We start from the raw sequence: 14,850 nt of genomic DNA, 5'->3' as shown, positions 1-14,850 counted from the left end.
CTTACTGATCGCTCGTGTTCCGCTCTTCCTCCAGCGTGCGTTCGATCAGACTGCCTTTCCAGCGGTCATCGCACACCGCCTCGATCAAGAGCCCGCGCACCAAGTCGCGCATGCAGGTAGCCGCGAACGACAGCGGTTTGTGCTGCGAATGGGCCAGGGAAATGGTGCGGGTGATCCGTGGTTCCACGATCAGTCGTGCCGAGATCGGTTGTAGCAGTTCGGTCAGCGGTGGCCAGTTGCTGATGGTTGCCGCAAGGCCTGCACGCACCAGGCTGCTGATGCCCGGCGCCGACTGCTGCTCATAGCTCGAATCGAGCGTCACTCCGGCCTCCATCGCCGATTGCTCGATCCGCCGACGCAGGTGCAGGGCACGCGGTGGCATCACCAGCCGCGTGGCCGCCGCTTCGGCAAGCGTTATCGGCGAGTCGTCCGACTCAAGGGCAGGGGTGCCGACCCAATACAGGTCTTCAGTGAAGACCGGCTCGGCAATGACATGATCCAGCTCTTCGGCGTTGGGCACGACGCCGAAATCCACTTTGCCCAGTTCAATCGCCTGACCGCCTTCGCGACTCAAGCCATCCCATACCGTGAGTTTGATTCCCGGAAACTTGGCCTGTGCCTGGGTGATGATGGGCGGCAACAGCAGCGCGGACGCGGTGGCCGGAATGGAAATCGAAACGTGACCCATCGGGTTGCCGCGACTCGACTTGAGCTCGTCCTTCACCGAATCGATCTGTTGGATCACCGACCGCGCCACTTCGTACAGCTGCCGTCCTGCATCGGTCAACTCAATGCCATCATGCTGACGGGCCAGCAGTTGCATATCCAGTTCGCTTTCCAATAAACCGATTTGGCGGCTCAGGGCAGGCTGGGCGATGAACGCCCGGCGTGCGGCATTAGAGAAGCTTCCAGCTTCGGCAATGGCGATCAGGTAACGCAGCTGTTTCAAAGTCATGGGCAAATCTCTGGCTATGCCGAAGTGCTATGGCAACTATCTGAAGACGCTATTTGTCGGGCCCCAGGGGCCTACTTAGTATCCATTGATACACATCCAGAGGCTATCCGACCACTCGAAAAGAATGATTTGCCACCTGTCCCGGCAGCCTTTTCAACGGTATCCGCCGGGACCTCCAGCTGTTCACTCTCTGATAAACACAATAAGAGGTTAAGAGTGATGACAACCCGCAATCGAGGTGTATTCCGTCCGTCCCTGAGGCCCGTCTCCTGCTGTCTGCTGTTTGCAATGACGTGGGCCACCGGCGCGCTGGCCACGGGCCAATTGCCCCCGGATCTGACGCCCATAGGCGCTGAACGCGGTGCTTCCCCTGACGGGCGAATTCCGGCCTGGCAGGGCGGGCTCACTTCCGCTCAGCAGCGACTGGAACGCAACGGCACGCCGGTCGATCCTTATGCCGGGGAGCGCCCGCTGTACGAAATCACCGCGCAAAATTACCAACATTACGAGGGCCAACTGACGGCCGGGCAAATCGCTTTACTCAAGCGTTTTCCCCAGACGATGAAACTGCCGGTCTATCCCACCCATCGCAGTGTCCCGATCTCCGCGCCGCTCGCCGCTTCGGCCGCGCGCAATGCCGCACATGCGCAGTTGGCGGATCAGGGCAATGGGCTTCGCGGGTTTACCGGGGCCGTCGCTTTCCCCGTGCCGCATAATGGTCTTGAAGTGATCTGGAACCATCTGACGCGTAACCGCAACGCCAGTTACAGCCTGGTCTCCGACAGTGTCACACCAGTGGGCAACGGCCGCTTCACCCTGATGAGCGCACGTCAGGAATTCGCCCGCCCGGACGGACTGCCGGGGGCGGGGGCCGACAATATTCTTTACTACTTCACCTATCGCATGACGGCGCCGTCGCGGCTCGCCGGCGATGCGATGGTGGTGCATGAAACACTCGACCAGGTCGCCGAGCCGCGCCTGTCCTGGATCTACAGTTCTAGCCAGCGTCGGGTCAGGCGGGCGCCCGGTATTGCCTACGACACCACCGGACCTGGAACGGGCGGGCTGCGCACCGCGGACAGTCGCGACATGTTCAATGGCGCGCCGGATCGTTATGACTGGCAGTTGGTGGGCAAGAAGTTGCTGCACGTGCCCTACAACAGCTATCGCCTGGCATCACCTGATCTGCGTTACAGCGAGTTGATCCGCCCGGGACACGTCGACCCCGTGCCTACCCGCTACGAACTGCACCGGGTGTGGGAGGTGGTCGCGACCCTCAAACCCGGCGCCCAGAACATTTACGGTAAGCGCCGTTATTATGTGGACGAAGACACCTGGGCGATTCTCGAGGCCGACCTCTACGATCAACAGGGAAAGCTTTGGCGTACCACGGGGGCGCACAGTTTTTATCACCCCGGCGGCGAGGCGGCGGTCAATGCCATGGAGGCAACCTATGACTTGAAGAGCGGTCGTTATCACGTCTCGGGCCTGATCAATGAACAGCGCATGCCTTATGTCTTCAACCTGCCCACGAGCCTCTCGTATTTCTCGCCGGGCGCCTTGCGCAGCTTTGGAGTGCGCTGATGGGGATGCCGTCAAAGCGCCGTGGCTTGACTGACATTCTGCTTGGCCCGGGAGAGTCGCCCGATCCGCGATTCACACTGGCCAACGAGCGCACCTTTCTCGCCTGGATTCGCACGTCGCTGGCCTTGCTCGGTGGCGGGATCGCCATCGAGGCCCTCACGGCCCAGGTGTTCGAGGCGCGGTTGCGAATGGTCATGGCGGTCAGTCTGCTGATACTGAGCCTGATGGTCAGCGCGGGTGCGTGCGTACGCTGGCTGCGGGTCGAGCGTGCGCTGCGCCAGCGTCGAGCACTGCCTTTGCCGGCGCTGGCACCATCACTGGCAATGGGCTGTGTGGCCGCCACGGTGTTGGTCAGCGGCGTGCTCTGGCGGCACTGGCATGGGTGATCCGGGGTTGCAGGCCGAGCGCACGGAACTGGCCTGGCGACGTACTCTCCTGGCGCTGATTGCCGTGGTGATGCTTGCCGGACGGTTGGGCGATCCGCTGCCCACGGGGATGGGGGCCGTCGCGGCGTTGATACTGCTTGCCAGACAGGGTCGTCGGTATCGACAGGGGTTGGCTATGTTGCAGGTCGAACGCGCGGTTCCGGCACCCTGGACGATCTTCGCATTGGGTGCGGTGGTTTGCCTGCTAAGTGTCAGCGCGATGCTCGCGTTGTTGAGCGGCGCCTGAAGCGCCGCCCGCAGCCACTCAGGGCGTCACGATATTGAATCGTGCATCAGCGTCTTCAAGGCCACCCATGAAGCGTAGGAATTTCACCTTTTCACCCTTGATGGTGATATCGCCCACCGTCGCTTCTTTCAGGAAACCCGTCTGCTTCAGCGCGATCCGGTCCAGAGTGGACTTGCTCATGCTGATCTCGACGTCGGCCTGCTCATGCCGAGTCAGATCCCGATGGGTGAGCACGCCATTTCGCAGGGTCAGGGCGTAGTCCTGGTCGAGGTCGGTGAACCGCCAGTTGATGGTCAGATCGCTGTCGCTGGCTTTAAGCGCATCGACCCGAACACCCAGATAGTCGAAGAACATCGCGGGAGTGAGCGCGCGCACCATGTCATCGACATTGCCGCCGCTGCCGGTCGCCGCGGCCACACCGTCGCGCAGTTCCTGAGCGCCGCTGAGGTAGGCGTTGCGCCAGGTGGCGTTCTCGCTCTGGTAGCCCATCTGCTCCAGCGCATCGGCCTGCAAGTGGCGCGCCTCGCTGTTGTCCGGTTCGGCGAATACCAGGTGATTGGTCAGTTGCGCCACCCAGCGATAATCACCCTCGCCGAAGGCCTTGCGCGCCTGGCTCAGCACCTTTTCGGCGCCACCCATGGCTGCGACGTAACGCTTGCCGGCTGCCTGCGGTGTCAGCGGATCGAGGTTCGCCGGGTTGCCGTCGTAAAAGCCCATGTAACGCTGATACACCGCACGCACGTTGTGACTCAGCGAACCGTAGTAATCACGGTTGTACCACTTGCTTGCCAGTCGCGGCGGCAGGGAGGTCAGGGTATCGGCGACTTCCATGGGTGTGAGGCCCTGATTGATTAGGCGCAGGGTCTGGCTGTCGATGAAGGCGTACATGTCGCGCTGGTCGGCGAGGTAATCGCGTATCTGCGCACCGCCCCAGGTGGGCCAGTGATGCTGGGCGAAAACCACGTCGGCCTGATCGCCGTAGCGCACCAGTGACTGGTCCAGATAATGCGCCCAGATCTTCGGGTCCCGCACCAGAGCGCCGCGCAAAGTGAGCACGTTGTGCTGCACATGAGTGGCGTTCTCCGCCATGCACAGAGCCTTGAAGCGAGGGAAATAGATGTTCATCTCTGCCGGCGCCTCGGTACCGGGGGTCATCTGGAACTCGACCTCGATACCGTCCAGCGTCAGGCGCTCCAGCGGCTGAGCGATTTCCCGAGTTGGCGCGATGAGGCTGACGGTCGCGTTTGCCGGCACACCCTTGCCCAGCCCGGCGTCTACCTGACCGCGGTCACTGCGGGGCAGGGGCGCGCCGTACATGTATTGCGCGCGACGCTTCATCGCCGGTCCCGCCAGCACGTTTTCGCCGATGGCGTGTTCGAAGAAGCCTTGTGGCGCGATGACCTGGACCTTGCCGGCCTTGACATCGGCCTCATCGATCACCCCTCGCACGCCACCAAAATGATCGACGTGGGGATGCGTGTAGATCACCGTCGTGACGGGCTTGCGTGGACGGTGTTTGAAGTACAGCTCAAGACCGGCCCTGGCGGTTTCGACCGAAAACAACGGGTCGAGAATGATCAACCCACTGTCACCTTCGACGATGGTCATGTTCGCCAGGTCCAGGCCACGAATCTGATAGATGCCCTCCGTGACCTGGAACAAACCGGCAATGGTGTTGAGCTGAGCCATGCGCCACAGACTGGGATTGACAGTGGCGGGTGCGCTCTGCTGGTTCAGGAAAGCGTATTGACTCAGGTCCCAGACTGTCTTGCCATCCGCGTTGGCGATGACACCGTCGTAGCGTTCGATCAGGCCGCGCCTTGCCGCTTCGAAGTCTGCCGTATCGGAGAAGGGCAGCCTTTGCAGCCACGCCTGGTTGTTGTGACGGGTGACGTCGGTTGCGTCTTTGGCCGGCGTCGCGGCGAAAGCGCCGATCGGGGCCAGCAGGGCAAGTGCCAGCAAGGGCTGTTTGAAGCGCATGGAAGGGTCCTTGTTATTGTTGAGGCGATCCACTCTAAGGAGCACGCCGGACGGCATCCAATACCAGAGCGGCATGGTGGCTATCGCGTTGCGCGATGGCTCAAGTGGCTCCAATCGTCATGATTTGCTCCACCAGCCACCCCAGCGCAGGGTCATGCTGACGATGCGTCAGGTGCACCAGTTCCAGTTCGAAGGGCTCCAGCGCAAAAGGCAATTCAAACAATTCAAGGGGCAGCAGCGTGGCGAACTGTTGCGCCAGCGTCATCGGCAGCACGGCGCACAGATCCGTGGCCGCCACTAGATGGGCGGCCTGCAGGTAGTTGGGTGTGGTGTAGACGATCTGCCGTGCGAGATTTTGCTCGGCCAGCCATTGATCGACCATGCCTCGGGTCTGACCGCCATGCACCCACAGGTGGCGCATCCGCAGAAACGCGTCCAGGGTCAAGCCGTTGCCCATTTCCGGGTGGCCTTGGCGCACCGCGACCCGCAACGTCTCGCGGCGCCACAGATGCCGGCCAAAGCGTGCCGGCACGTCATCGAAACGGCCTAGCACCAGGTCGAGTTCGCCGCGATCCAGTGCTTCGGCCGGCAGGTCCGGTGTCAGGTGCGCGACATCGATACGCAGCAATGGCGCTTGTACCTGAAGATTTGCCAGCAAGGGCGGCATGCACATCTGCTCGACGAAGTCGGTGACGGCAATGCGTAGCTGGCGTTGGCTGTGTTGCGGTTCGAAGGCATCGCCGATGACCAGGGTCTGCTCGATCTGCTGCAACGCTGCGCGGATTGGCCCTTCCAGCGCCAGCGCCCTGGGGGTAGGGCGCATGCGACGTCCGACGCGCACCAGCAGCGGGTCGCCCAGTTGATCCCGCAAGCGCGCCAGGGCGTTGCTGACGGTCGGTTGAGTCAGAGACAGACGCTCGGCTGCACGGGAAACGTTCTGCTCGCGAAGGAGCATGTCGAAGACCCGCAGCAGATTCAGATCGAAGTTCAATGTATTCATGCAGGGAATATATGGCATATGAAAATGAAATTTCAAAAATACTTGATGCCTGCTTAGTGTGACGCTGTTCTTTTTTCACAAAAGCAGGAGCGCCGCGCGTGAGTAACTCTTTTGAAATCCAGCAGGTCGCCGTCATTGGTGCCGGCACAATGGGCCGGGGCATTGTTGTCAGCCTCGCCAGTGCCGGGTTGTCGGTGTTGTGGCTGGAAAGCAATGCCGCCACCCTCGACGCGGGCCTGACCATGATCCAGCAGACCTGGGCGCAGCAAGTCGATAAACAACGCATCACCCAGGCCCATGCTGACGACAATCTGCGCCGTGTGCGGGCGGTGTCCGATTACGCCAGCCTGGCCGACGCCGACCTTGCGATCGAAGCGGTTTACGAGAACCTGGAAATCAAGCAGGCGATCTTCCGCGAACTGGATGCTCATCTGAAGCCGCAGGCGATTCTGGCCAGCAATACCTCTGCACTGGATATCGACAGCATCGCCGCCGTAACTGGCCGAACATCGCAGGTCTTGGGCCTGCACTTTTTCAGCCCGGCGCACATCATGAAACTGCTGGAAATCGTGCGCGGCAAGCACACCCAGAGCGCGGTGCTGCAAGTGGCGCAGGCCCTGGGCCAGCGCATCGGCAAAGTGGCGGTAATCGCCGGCAATTGCCCGGGCTTCATTGGCAACCGCATGCTGCGCAGCTACGTCGCTGAAGCACGCAAGCTCCTGCTTGAAGGCGCATTGCCGCACGAAGTGGATGAGGCGTTGCAGCAATTTGGTTTCGCCATGGGACCGTTTCGCATGTATGACGTGGTCGGCATCGATCTGGAGTGGCGCGCCCGTCAACTGGCCGGTCAGGGCATGGAGGCACCCTTGGTGCAAATCGACAATGCCCTGTGTGAGCTCGGTCGCCTGGGACAGAAGACCGGCGAGGGTTACTACCGATACGCTCCCGGCAGTCGCAAGGCAGAGCATGATCCGCAGGTCGATGCGCTTGTGCTCAAGGTTTCCCAGGGCCTGGGCTATCGCCGCCGCGTCATAGAACCGCAGGAAATTCTCGAACGTTGCCTGCTCGCGCTGGTCAACGAAGGCGCGAAAATTCTTGAAGAGGGCATCGCTGCCAACAGTCATGACATCGATCAGGTCTGGATCAATGGCTACGGTTTTCCCGCCGAGATCGGCGGGCCGATGACTTGGGCAGATTCGCAAGGGATTAACGCAATTGGCGCTCGCCTCGAACGCTTGCAGCAGGTGCTGGGCGAGCACTGGCGCCCCGCAGCGCTGATCGACCAATTGAGCATCCGCAACAAGCATTTCGGCGAAGTGGCGGGGGAACTGGCATGAACTATCAGGCTCCGTTGCGAGAGGTACGTTTTGTGCTGCACGAACTGTTTGACGTCTCGGGTCACTGCGAACAACTGGGCATCGACCTGGACCGCGACACGCTCGATGGCATTCTGGAAGAAGCGGCGCGTTTTGCCGGCGAAGTGATCGCACCGCTCAACCGCAATAGCGATGAACAGGGTTGTCAGCTTTCGGGTGGCGATGTCCGCACCCCGGACGGCTTCAAGGAGGCCTATGGTCAGTACGTCGACAACGGCTGGGCGAGCATGACCGGCCCCATGGAGTTCGGGGGGCAGGGTCTGCCGCAAATGGTGTCGGCCAGTTTCCATGAAATGCTGATGGCGGCGTCGTTGTCCTTTCGCATCTATTCGGGGCTCACCGAAGGTGCGGTGCTGGCGTTGCATCGCCATGGCAGCGAAGCGCTCAAGCAAGCCTGGTTGGGCAAGATGGTCAGCGGGCAGTGGACTGGAACCATGTGTCTCACCGAGCCCCAGGCCGGCACCGACCTTGCCTTGTTGCGCTCTCGCGCCCAGCCCGATGTCGATGGCAGCTTCGAGATTACCGGCAGCAAGATTTTCATCAGCGGCGGCGAGCAGGACCTGACGGACAACATCATTCATCTGGTACTGGCCCGCTTGCCCGATGCACCGGCAGGGGTCAAGGGCATCAGTCTGTTCCTGGTGCCCAAGGTGTTGCCAGATGGTCAGCGAAATGCCCTGAGCTGTGGTGCGCTGGAGCACAAGATGGGTATCAAGGGCGCTTCCACCTGCGTGATGAATTTCGACGGTGCGCGAGGCTGGCTGATCGGCGAGGCCAATCAAGGACTGGGCTGCATGTTCACCATGATGAACGACGCGCGTTTCCAGGTCGGCCTGCAAGGCTTGGGCATCGCCGAGGCTGCGTTCCAGGGTGGTTTGAGCTACGCCCGCGAACGCTTGCAATCGCGTTCGCTGACCGGTGCCGCGGCGCCGGATAAACCGGCTGATCCGATCATCGTCCACCCCGATGTGCGACGCATGTTGCTCACCCAGAAAACCCTTACCGAAGGCTGTCGGATGCTGGGCATCTACACGGCGCGGCAACTGGACCTCGAACACGCAGCGCAGGACCCCGAGACCCGGCGCGCGGCCTCCCGTCGCGCCGCGCTGCTGATCCCCATCGTCAAGGCATTCTTCACCGATGTCGGTCAGGAAGTCGCGAGCCTCGGCGTGCAGCTGTATGGCGGCCATGGCTACATCCGTGAGTGGGGCATGGAGCAACTGATGCGCGACAGCCGTATCACCCAGCTCTATGAAGGAACCAATGGCATTCAGGCGCTGGACCTGGTTCGCCGCAAACTGCTTGGCGACGGTGGTACGGAGCTGAACGCGCTGATCGAAGAGTTTGGCCGGCACGTCGATGCGGCCGGCGCTCACGTCGAACTGCAGGGGATGGCGGTCGCAGTCGCCCGACGACTCGAAGAATGGCGCGCGCTCGGCGCTTCCATCATCGAAGCCTGCCAGCGAGAGCCGCAGGAAATCGGCGCAGTCTCGGTGGATTTTCTCGCCTATTCGGCCTACGTCCTGCTGGCGGGTTTCTGGTTGCAGGCGGCGCTGCGAGCCAGCACCGAGTTGGCCAATGGCAGCAGCGAAACGGCCTTTTACCATGCCAAGCTGCACGCTGCCGATTTCTACTGGCGCCGCGTGTTGCCGCGCGCCACGGCTCATCGCGAGGCGTTGCTCGGCGGCGCTGACTGCCTGATGGCCATGCCGGCCTGCGACTTCGCGTGTTGATTGCAGACCCACAATAATAAGGAGGCGCTGCCATGCAGCCATTCAGCTTTGCTACCACCGCGCAGATTCTCTGCGAAGCCGGCTCGGCCCGGCGCCTGGCCGGCCTTTGTCGCGAGCGTGGAGCGCGGCGTGTATTGATCGTCACCGATCCTGGGATCGCCCGGCTGGGACTGTTGGATGACGTGTTGCCCGGCTTTACCGAGGCGCAGGTCGCTGTGGCTATTTTCAGCGAGGTATCGGCCGACCCGAGTCAGGCGTGTGTGCTGGCCGCCACGCAACGCGCGCAGCATATCGGCGCGGACCTTATTGTAGGTTTCGGCGGTGGCAGCTCGATGGACGTCGCCAAATTGGTCGCGTTGCTGGCCAGTCCCGATTGCGCGCAGTCTATCGCCGAGTTGTACGGCGTCGACAAGGTGCGCGGGCGACGTCTGCCGCTGATCCAGGTGCCAACAACTGCGGGGACCGGTTCGGAGGTCACGCCGATCGCGATCGTCACCACCGGCGACACCAGCAAGCTGGGCGTGGTCTCGCCATTGCTGCTGCCGGATCTGGCAGTGCTGGATGCCGCCTGCACATTAGGTCTGCCGCCGGCCGTGACAGCCGCGACGGGAATCGATGCCATGGTGCATGCGATCGAGGCCTACACCAGCAAACTCAAGCGCAATCCTCTTTCGAGCCTGCTGGCTCGCGAGGCGCTGCGGCTGTTGTCCGGCAATCTGCACCAGGCGGTGCATGATGGCAGCAATCTGGCTGCTCGTCAGGCCATGCTGCTCGGCGCCTGTCTTGCGGGCCAGGCGTTTGCGAATGCGCCAGTTGCGGCGGTGCATGCGCTGGCCTATCCGTTGGGCGGGCATTTCCACATTCCCCATGGGTTGGCGAATGCGCTGGTTTTGCCCCACGTGCTGCGATTCAACCTGCCCGTCGCGACAGCGGACTATGCCGAGTTGGCGCCGGTGATTCTGGGCGAGCGCTTGAAGGCGGGGGATCATCGTGACCAGGCCGAACAGTTCGTTGCAGAACTGGCGCAACTGGGTCCCCGTTGCGGGCTGCCAGACCGCCTGCGCGATACCGCAGTCACCAAAGAAAGCCTGGCTCGACTGGCGGCGGACGCGATGCAACAGCAACGCCTGCTGGTGAACAATCCGCGTGAAGTCAGCGAAGCCGACGCCCTGGCGATCTATGAGGCGGCGTATTGATGAGTCACCCGAGACAACGCGACAGCTACCGGCACTTCACGACGATCGCTACCCGCTGGCATGACAACGACGTCTATGGACATGTGAACAACGTCGTCTACTACAGCTTTTTCGACACTGCGGTGAATCGTCTGCTGATCGAACGAGGCGGGCTGGATATCCACCACGGACCGGTCATCGGCCTGGTGGTGAACTCAAGCTGCGATTACTTCGCGCCGATCGCCTTTCCACAGCTCATCGAGGTCGGTCTGTCGGTGACCCGGCTGGGTAACAGCTCGGTGTCCTACCAGCTTGCGGTATTTGCCGATGGTCACGACCTGGCCAGTGCGCTGGGACGCTTCGTACACGTTTTCGTCGACCGGCATGATCGCCGCTCGGTCCCCATTCCCGAAGCGCTGCGCGGGGCCTTGAATAAATGGCTTTGTGACGGCTTATCTTCCCCGAACAAGGAATTGCAAACATGAAAGACGCCATCATCGTAGCCACTGCCCGCACGCCGATCGCCAAAGCGATGCGCGGTGCATTCAACGACTTGAAGACGCCGAGCATGAGCGCCATTGCCATCCGCGCCGCCGTCGAGCGCGCCGGCATCGAACCTGCGCAGATCGAGGATCTTGTGCTGGGTACCGCCATGCAAAGCGGTACGGCGGCAATCAACCCGGCGCGCCTGTCGGCGTTGGCGGCCGGGCTGCCTGTCTCAGTGAGCGGACAGACCATCGACCGCCAGTGCGCATCGGGTCTGATGGCTATTGCCATTGCCGCCAAGCAGATCATGGTCGACGGCATGCTGGCGACCGTTGGCGCCGGACAGGAACAGATCAGTCTGGTCCAGCATGCCCACAACCAATTGGCGAGCGAGGCCTACGACGCCAATGTGCTGCGCATGAGCGAACACGCCTACATGCCGATGCTGCAGACGGCCGAGTACGTGGCGCGACGGTATGGCATCAGCCGTGAGTCGCAGGACACCTACGCGCTGCAATCACAGCGACGTACTGCTGCCGCTCAGGCGGCTGGACTGTTCGCCGACGAAATCATTCCAGTCTCTACGCGCAAGCGGGTCGTCGATAAGGAAAGCGGCGCGGTCAGCTATCAGGACGTCCGGCTTGCTGCGGACGAAGGCAATCGCCCCAATACCGTACTGGCGGATCTGCAAGCGCTGAAACCGGTGGTGGAGGGTGGCTGTGTCACGGCGGGCAACGCCAGCCAGTTGTCCGATGGCGCCAGTGCCTGTGTATTGCTGGAAGGGAGTTTGGCGGCTCGACTGGGGAGCACACCGTTAGGGCTTTATCGCGGCATCGCCGTGGTCGGTCTGGCGCCGGAAGAAATGGGGATCGGACCGGTACTGGCGGTGCCTCGTTTGCTGCGTGAACACGGTTTGACGGTGGACGACATCGGCTTGTGGGAGCTCAACGAAGCGTTCGCCTGCCAGGTGCTGTACTGCGCCGAGCGATTGGGCATCGACCCAATGAAACTGAACGTCAATGGCGGTGCGATTTCCATCGGGCATCCCTACGGCATGAGCGGGGCGCGTATGGTTGGTCATGCATTGCTGGAGGGAAAGCGACGCGGGGTGAAGTTCGTGGTGGTGACGATGTGTGTGGGCGGCGGGATGGGAGCGGCGGGATTGTTCGAGGTGTTGTAACCGAAGCCCGAATATGGATTGGCAGCGTGCAGGCTGACGTTCAGAAAAACCTTCCGAGTGTCAGCAGAAAAGCCGGTCAGTTAGATCGGCTTTTTTGTGCTTCGCAGCCCACTAAAACCATAGCCTATGGGCATGCGCTGTGACGGCAACAGGAATTGAAAAAAGAAATGGGTACACGGTGAATCGGTCCTGATTCTGTAGACGCATTAGAAGGACTGCTTCTGGCCGCTTTCTGCCTGTCGCGGTGCCGCTGACCAACTCTGCATGTACACCATGTGCACCCGGACAACATCCGGCCAAAGCCAGCACTGGATCAGGGAGGAGCGTCATCTGTACATAGGTGAACTTGCCCGGTTGTCGGGGTGCACTGCCAAAGCCCTTCGTTTGTATGAGCAACTGGGCCTGCTGAGCCCTCAGCGCCTTGGCAGTTAAGGGACAGAGTCAAGCGCTGGCGTCATGTCAATCGAAGGTGACAGCACAGGAGCAGGCACTTCAAAGGTCATCGGTTTTGTGAAATCACACCACCCATGTATTGATTTAAATCGCGAAAATCCTTAACGCTCCATGAGTGCGGCGATAGCTTTACTCCATTCTCACGCAAGGTTCTTGGAATTAAATCGCCATTTGGGCGAAGTATTATCGAAGATACAATCACGCCCGGATAATCATGTAATCGTTTTTTGAAAGCGGAGGTTGTTAGATCAGGTGTAGGCGGATTGCTTTTATTAGCCAGCGTTCCTGTTGCTTTGAGATCCATTCCGTGGCACATGCTGCATCGCTGTAGATAGAGATTTTTTCCATTAGCATTATCCGCGAAGGATGGCGATGTTTGAGTCAGCGATAAAATTCCTAGCGCAGCGATGAATAATCTTTTCATTGTTTTATCTTCCTTGATGGGATCCGCGTCGATTGGACGAGATTTGGGGCGCGGGAAAGATATCAGCCATCGCGTCGGCCTACACCGTCATTTCTGATGCCCATTAAACCAGCACGTTTTCCCGGCGCATCCCGGTACCATTCTTGGCCAATTTCTGCCTGTTACGACCTGCTGAAACCGACCGGAGGCTGAGGGTTGTTTGATCCGAATCAAGCTGAATTGCCCAGGACACGCCGATAGTCCAACTATGCTGATCGGAGCATTACATTGAGTTGATTCTGTATTCACTTTCGCTGTAAGCGCTGTGCTACCGGGCCGGGCACCTCCTGCAGCTTGCTGGCGTTTTTCTCCCTCCTCAGGCATCGCGAAAACAGGGTGAAAATTATGGTGGCGCTGACTAAGAAACCTTCGACAGCCAAGTCGAGCGACACCGATGTCGGCATGCTTTGCGAACTTCGATCACGGGCCGAGCGAGTTGCAGAAGGTCAATCGCTGCGTGAGCGTGTGCCGCGAAGCAGTCATGCCACCTGGCTGCAACCCGCCAACCGCCGCGACCCCGTCGCGATACTCGAACAATCGAGCAAGGGCCGCTTGCCAGAGCTCCTGCCCATTCGCTATGGCCGCATGCTGCACAGTCCGTTTACCTTTATGAGGGGCTCGGCGGCACTCATGGCCCACGACCTCGCGACCACGCCCAGCACCGGCATCCGGGTCCAGGCCTGTGGCGACTGTCATCTGCTGAACTTCGGTTTGTTCGCCACCCCCGAGCGCAATCTGGTCTTTGACATCAACGACTTCGACGAAACCTTGCCCGGGCCCTGGGAGTGGGATTGCAAACGTCTGGCGGTCAGCTTTGTCTTGGCTGCACGCGATATTCAACTGTCCGCCGCCGAGGCCAGGGACTGCGTTCTCGAATGCGTTTGTGCCTATCGGCAACGCCTGCGCGAATACTCCCGAATGAGTCCTATGGAGGTCTGGTACGCGCGTCAGGAGGTGGACAGCATCACGGCCATGGCTCAAAAAGGACCCATCAGAAAGAATCGCGAGGAGATCGCCGAAAGGGCCCACGCACATGTAGCAGAGCATCTGTTTCCGAAAATTGTCTGCGAGGAAAGCGGTCACTATCGCTTCATTGAACATCGGCCGACCCTTTTCCATGTCGCTGAAGCGGAATTCGAAGCGCACGTTCATGATCGGCTTTCCGACTACCGACAATCGCTGCCCGATGAGCGTCGGGTGCTGTTGGATCGTTACCGCCTGGAAGACTTCGCCATGAAGGTGGCAGGCATTGGCAGCGTCGGAACCCGGTGCTATGTCGTGCTGCTTGTCGACAAGGACGGACATCCGCTGTTGCTGCAATTCAAGCAAGCCTGCCGCTCCGTCCTGGAACCCTATTGTGGCAAGAGCCAATATCAACGACAGGGCCAGAGAATCGTCGTCGGCCAGCGGCTGATGCAGTCCGCCAGCGACATCTTTCTGGGGTGGGTGCGCGGTCGGCATCAGCATGATTTTTTCGTTCGCCAGTTGCGCGACATGAAGTACACCGCTCCGGTGGAAAAATTCTCGGCTGTGCAGCTTAAACGCTATGCGCAGGTGTGCGGATGGACACTGGCCAGGGCACATGCCAAGTCCGGAGACGCAGCGAGCATCAGCGGTTATCTGGGTGGGAGCGATACCTTTGACCTGGCTCTGGCGGCGTTTGCCCAATCCTATGCGGATGAGACCGAGCGCGATCATGCGGCCCTGGTGGAAGCTGTACGCGCCGGGCGGATACACGCGCAGATCAACGAGTAGCCCGCTCTGGTCAATGAAACCCGCTTGCTGGAGAGAAC

Annotated in this window: 14 protein-coding genes; 10 read left to right on the top strand and 4 right to left on the bottom strand. The window is 60.7% G+C overall.

Annotated elements, in window-relative coordinates; all coding sequences use genetic code 11:
• Window position 1 precedes the first annotated feature (1 nt).
• Window positions 2-955: a LysR family transcriptional regulator gene (locus AC1Q6D_RS31590; RefSeq protein ID WP_103406246.1), complete on the bottom strand. Its 954-nt coding sequence runs from the start codon at window positions 953-955 to the stop codon at window positions 2-4.
• Window positions 956-1,243: 288 nt separating this feature from the next.
• Here AC1Q6D_RS31590 and AC1Q6D_RS31585 point away from each other — a divergent pair, with 288 nt between their 5' ends.
• Genes AC1Q6D_RS31585 through AC1Q6D_RS31575 form a run of 3 tightly spaced genes read left to right on the top strand, consistent with a single transcriptional unit; the run spans window position 1,244 to window position 3,211 of the window.
• Entirely contained in the window at window positions 1,244-2,539 is a 1,296-nt protein-coding gene (locus AC1Q6D_RS31585; RefSeq protein ID WP_256590383.1) for a DUF1329 domain-containing protein, read from the top strand.
• The gene (locus AC1Q6D_RS31580; RefSeq protein WP_103406248.1) at window positions 2,539-2,925 is read left to right on the top strand and encodes a YidH family protein; all 387 of its coding nucleotides are present in this window, start codon (window positions 2,539-2,541) and stop codon (window positions 2,923-2,925) included. The genes AC1Q6D_RS31585 and AC1Q6D_RS31580 overlap by 1 nt, the downstream gene beginning before the upstream one ends.
• Window positions 2,918-3,211 carry a DUF202 domain-containing protein gene (locus AC1Q6D_RS31575; protein ID WP_103406249.1) on the top strand — a complete coding sequence of 98 codons (294 nt, stop codon included), beginning with the start codon at window positions 2,918-2,920 and terminating at the stop codon, window positions 3,209-3,211. Before AC1Q6D_RS31580 ends, AC1Q6D_RS31575 begins: the two co-directional genes overlap by 8 nt.
• A gap of 18 nt (window positions 3,212-3,229) precedes the next feature.
• Here the strand turns inward: AC1Q6D_RS31575 and AC1Q6D_RS31570 are convergent, their stop codons facing one another.
• Both AC1Q6D_RS31570 and AC1Q6D_RS31565 read right to left on the bottom strand, forming a co-directional pair.
• Window positions 3,230-5,191, bottom strand: a complete 1,962-nt coding sequence (locus AC1Q6D_RS31570) for an alkyl/aryl-sulfatase (protein WP_103406250.1) — start codon at window positions 5,189-5,191, stop codon at window positions 3,230-3,232.
• Window positions 5,192-5,291: 100 nt separating this feature from the next.
• Complete coding sequence (locus AC1Q6D_RS31565) at window positions 5,292-6,209, bottom strand: LysR family transcriptional regulator (RefSeq protein ID WP_103406251.1); 918 nt, start codon at window positions 6,207-6,209, stop codon at window positions 5,292-5,294.
• Between the two features lie 80 nt (window positions 6,210-6,289).
• Between AC1Q6D_RS31565 and AC1Q6D_RS31560 the strand changes: the two genes are divergently transcribed.
• From AC1Q6D_RS31560 to AC1Q6D_RS31535, 6 genes are all read left to right on the top strand, one after another.
• A complete protein-coding gene (locus AC1Q6D_RS31560) occupies window positions 6,290-7,528 on the top strand; it encodes a 3-hydroxyacyl-CoA dehydrogenase (protein ID WP_103406252.1) in 1,239 nt (412 codons plus the stop codon).
• On the top strand, window positions 7,525-9,300 hold the full coding sequence (locus AC1Q6D_RS31555) for an acyl-CoA dehydrogenase C-terminal domain-containing protein (RefSeq protein WP_103406253.1): 1,776 nt from the start codon (window positions 7,525-7,527) through the stop codon (window positions 9,298-9,300). The genes AC1Q6D_RS31560 and AC1Q6D_RS31555 overlap by 4 nt, the downstream gene beginning before the upstream one ends.
• A 32-nt stretch (window positions 9,301-9,332) precedes the next feature.
• Complete coding sequence (locus AC1Q6D_RS31550; protein ID WP_103406254.1) at window positions 9,333-10,496, top strand: iron-containing alcohol dehydrogenase; 1,164 nt, start codon at window positions 9,333-9,335, stop codon at window positions 10,494-10,496.
• On the top strand, window positions 10,496-10,960 hold the full coding sequence (locus tag AC1Q6D_RS31545) for an acyl-CoA thioesterase (protein ID WP_103406255.1): 465 nt from the start codon (window positions 10,496-10,498) through the stop codon (window positions 10,958-10,960). Before AC1Q6D_RS31550 ends, AC1Q6D_RS31545 begins: the two co-directional genes overlap by 1 nt.
• Entirely contained in the window at window positions 10,957-12,141 is a 1,185-nt protein-coding gene (locus AC1Q6D_RS31540) for an acetyl-CoA C-acyltransferase (RefSeq protein WP_103406256.1), read from the top strand. The genes AC1Q6D_RS31545 and AC1Q6D_RS31540 overlap by 4 nt, the downstream gene beginning before the upstream one ends.
• Before the next feature lie 264 nt (window positions 12,142-12,405).
• Window positions 12,406-12,573: a MerR family DNA-binding transcriptional regulator gene (locus AC1Q6D_RS31535; protein WP_476306455.1), complete on the top strand. Its 168-nt coding sequence runs from the start codon at window positions 12,406-12,408 to the stop codon at window positions 12,571-12,573.
• A gap of 67 nt (window positions 12,574-12,640) precedes the next feature.
• On the opposite strand, the gene AC1Q6D_RS31530 is transcribed toward AC1Q6D_RS31535, so the two are convergent.
• Window positions 12,641-13,018 (bottom strand): c-type cytochrome, encoded by a 378-nt coding sequence (locus tag AC1Q6D_RS31530; RefSeq protein ID WP_103406257.1) that lies wholly within the window; start codon window positions 13,016-13,018, stop codon window positions 12,641-12,643.
• Window positions 13,019-13,351: 333 nt separating this feature from the next.
• Between AC1Q6D_RS31530 and AC1Q6D_RS31525 the strand changes: the two genes are divergently transcribed.
• Window positions 13,352-14,812 (top strand): DUF2252 domain-containing protein, encoded by a 1,461-nt coding sequence (locus tag AC1Q6D_RS31525; protein ID WP_256590384.1) that lies wholly within the window; start codon window positions 13,352-13,354, stop codon window positions 14,810-14,812.
• The last annotated feature ends 38 nt before the right edge of the window (window positions 14,813-14,850 follow it).

The organism is Pseudomonas sp. MT92, from assembly GCF_058792515.1.
This window is presented reverse-complemented; position numbering and strand designations above follow the sequence as displayed.

What these genes read in the sequence shown, in the direction of transcription:
- AC1Q6D_RS31590 (WP_103406246.1), bottom strand. Translation starts at nt 955, where the DNA reads ATGACTTTGAAACAGCTGCGTTACCTGATCGCCATTGCCGAAGCTGGA.
- AC1Q6D_RS31585 (WP_256590383.1), top strand. Translation starts at nt 1,244, where the DNA reads ATGACGTGGGCCACCGGCGCGCTGGCCACGGGCCAATTGCCCCCGGAT.
- AC1Q6D_RS31580 (WP_103406248.1), top strand. Translation starts at nt 2,539, where the DNA reads ATGGGGATGCCGTCAAAGCGCCGTGGCTTGACTGACATTCTGCTTGGC.
- AC1Q6D_RS31575 (WP_103406249.1), top strand. Translation starts at nt 2,918, where the DNA reads ATGGGTGATCCGGGGTTGCAGGCCGAGCGCACGGAACTGGCCTGGCGA.
- AC1Q6D_RS31570 (WP_103406250.1), bottom strand. Translation starts at nt 5,191, where the DNA reads ATGCGCTTCAAACAGCCCTTGCTGGCACTTGCCCTGCTGGCCCCGATC.
- AC1Q6D_RS31565 (WP_103406251.1), bottom strand. Translation starts at nt 6,209, where the DNA reads ATGCCATATATTCCCTGCATGAATACATTGAACTTCGATCTGAATCTG.
- AC1Q6D_RS31555 (WP_103406253.1), top strand. Translation starts at nt 7,525, where the DNA reads ATGAACTATCAGGCTCCGTTGCGAGAGGTACGTTTTGTGCTGCACGAA.
- AC1Q6D_RS31550 (WP_103406254.1), top strand. Translation starts at nt 9,333, where the DNA reads ATGCAGCCATTCAGCTTTGCTACCACCGCGCAGATTCTCTGCGAAGCC.
- AC1Q6D_RS31545 (WP_103406255.1), top strand. Translation starts at nt 10,496, where the DNA reads ATGAGTCACCCGAGACAACGCGACAGCTACCGGCACTTCACGACGATC.
- AC1Q6D_RS31540 (WP_103406256.1), top strand. Translation starts at nt 10,957, where the DNA reads ATGAAAGACGCCATCATCGTAGCCACTGCCCGCACGCCGATCGCCAAA.
- AC1Q6D_RS31535 (WP_476306455.1), top strand. Translation starts at nt 12,406, where the DNA reads ATGTACACCATGTGCACCCGGACAACATCCGGCCAAAGCCAGCACTGG.
- AC1Q6D_RS31530 (WP_103406257.1), bottom strand. Translation starts at nt 13,018, where the DNA reads ATGAAAAGATTATTCATCGCTGCGCTAGGAATTTTATCGCTGACTCAA.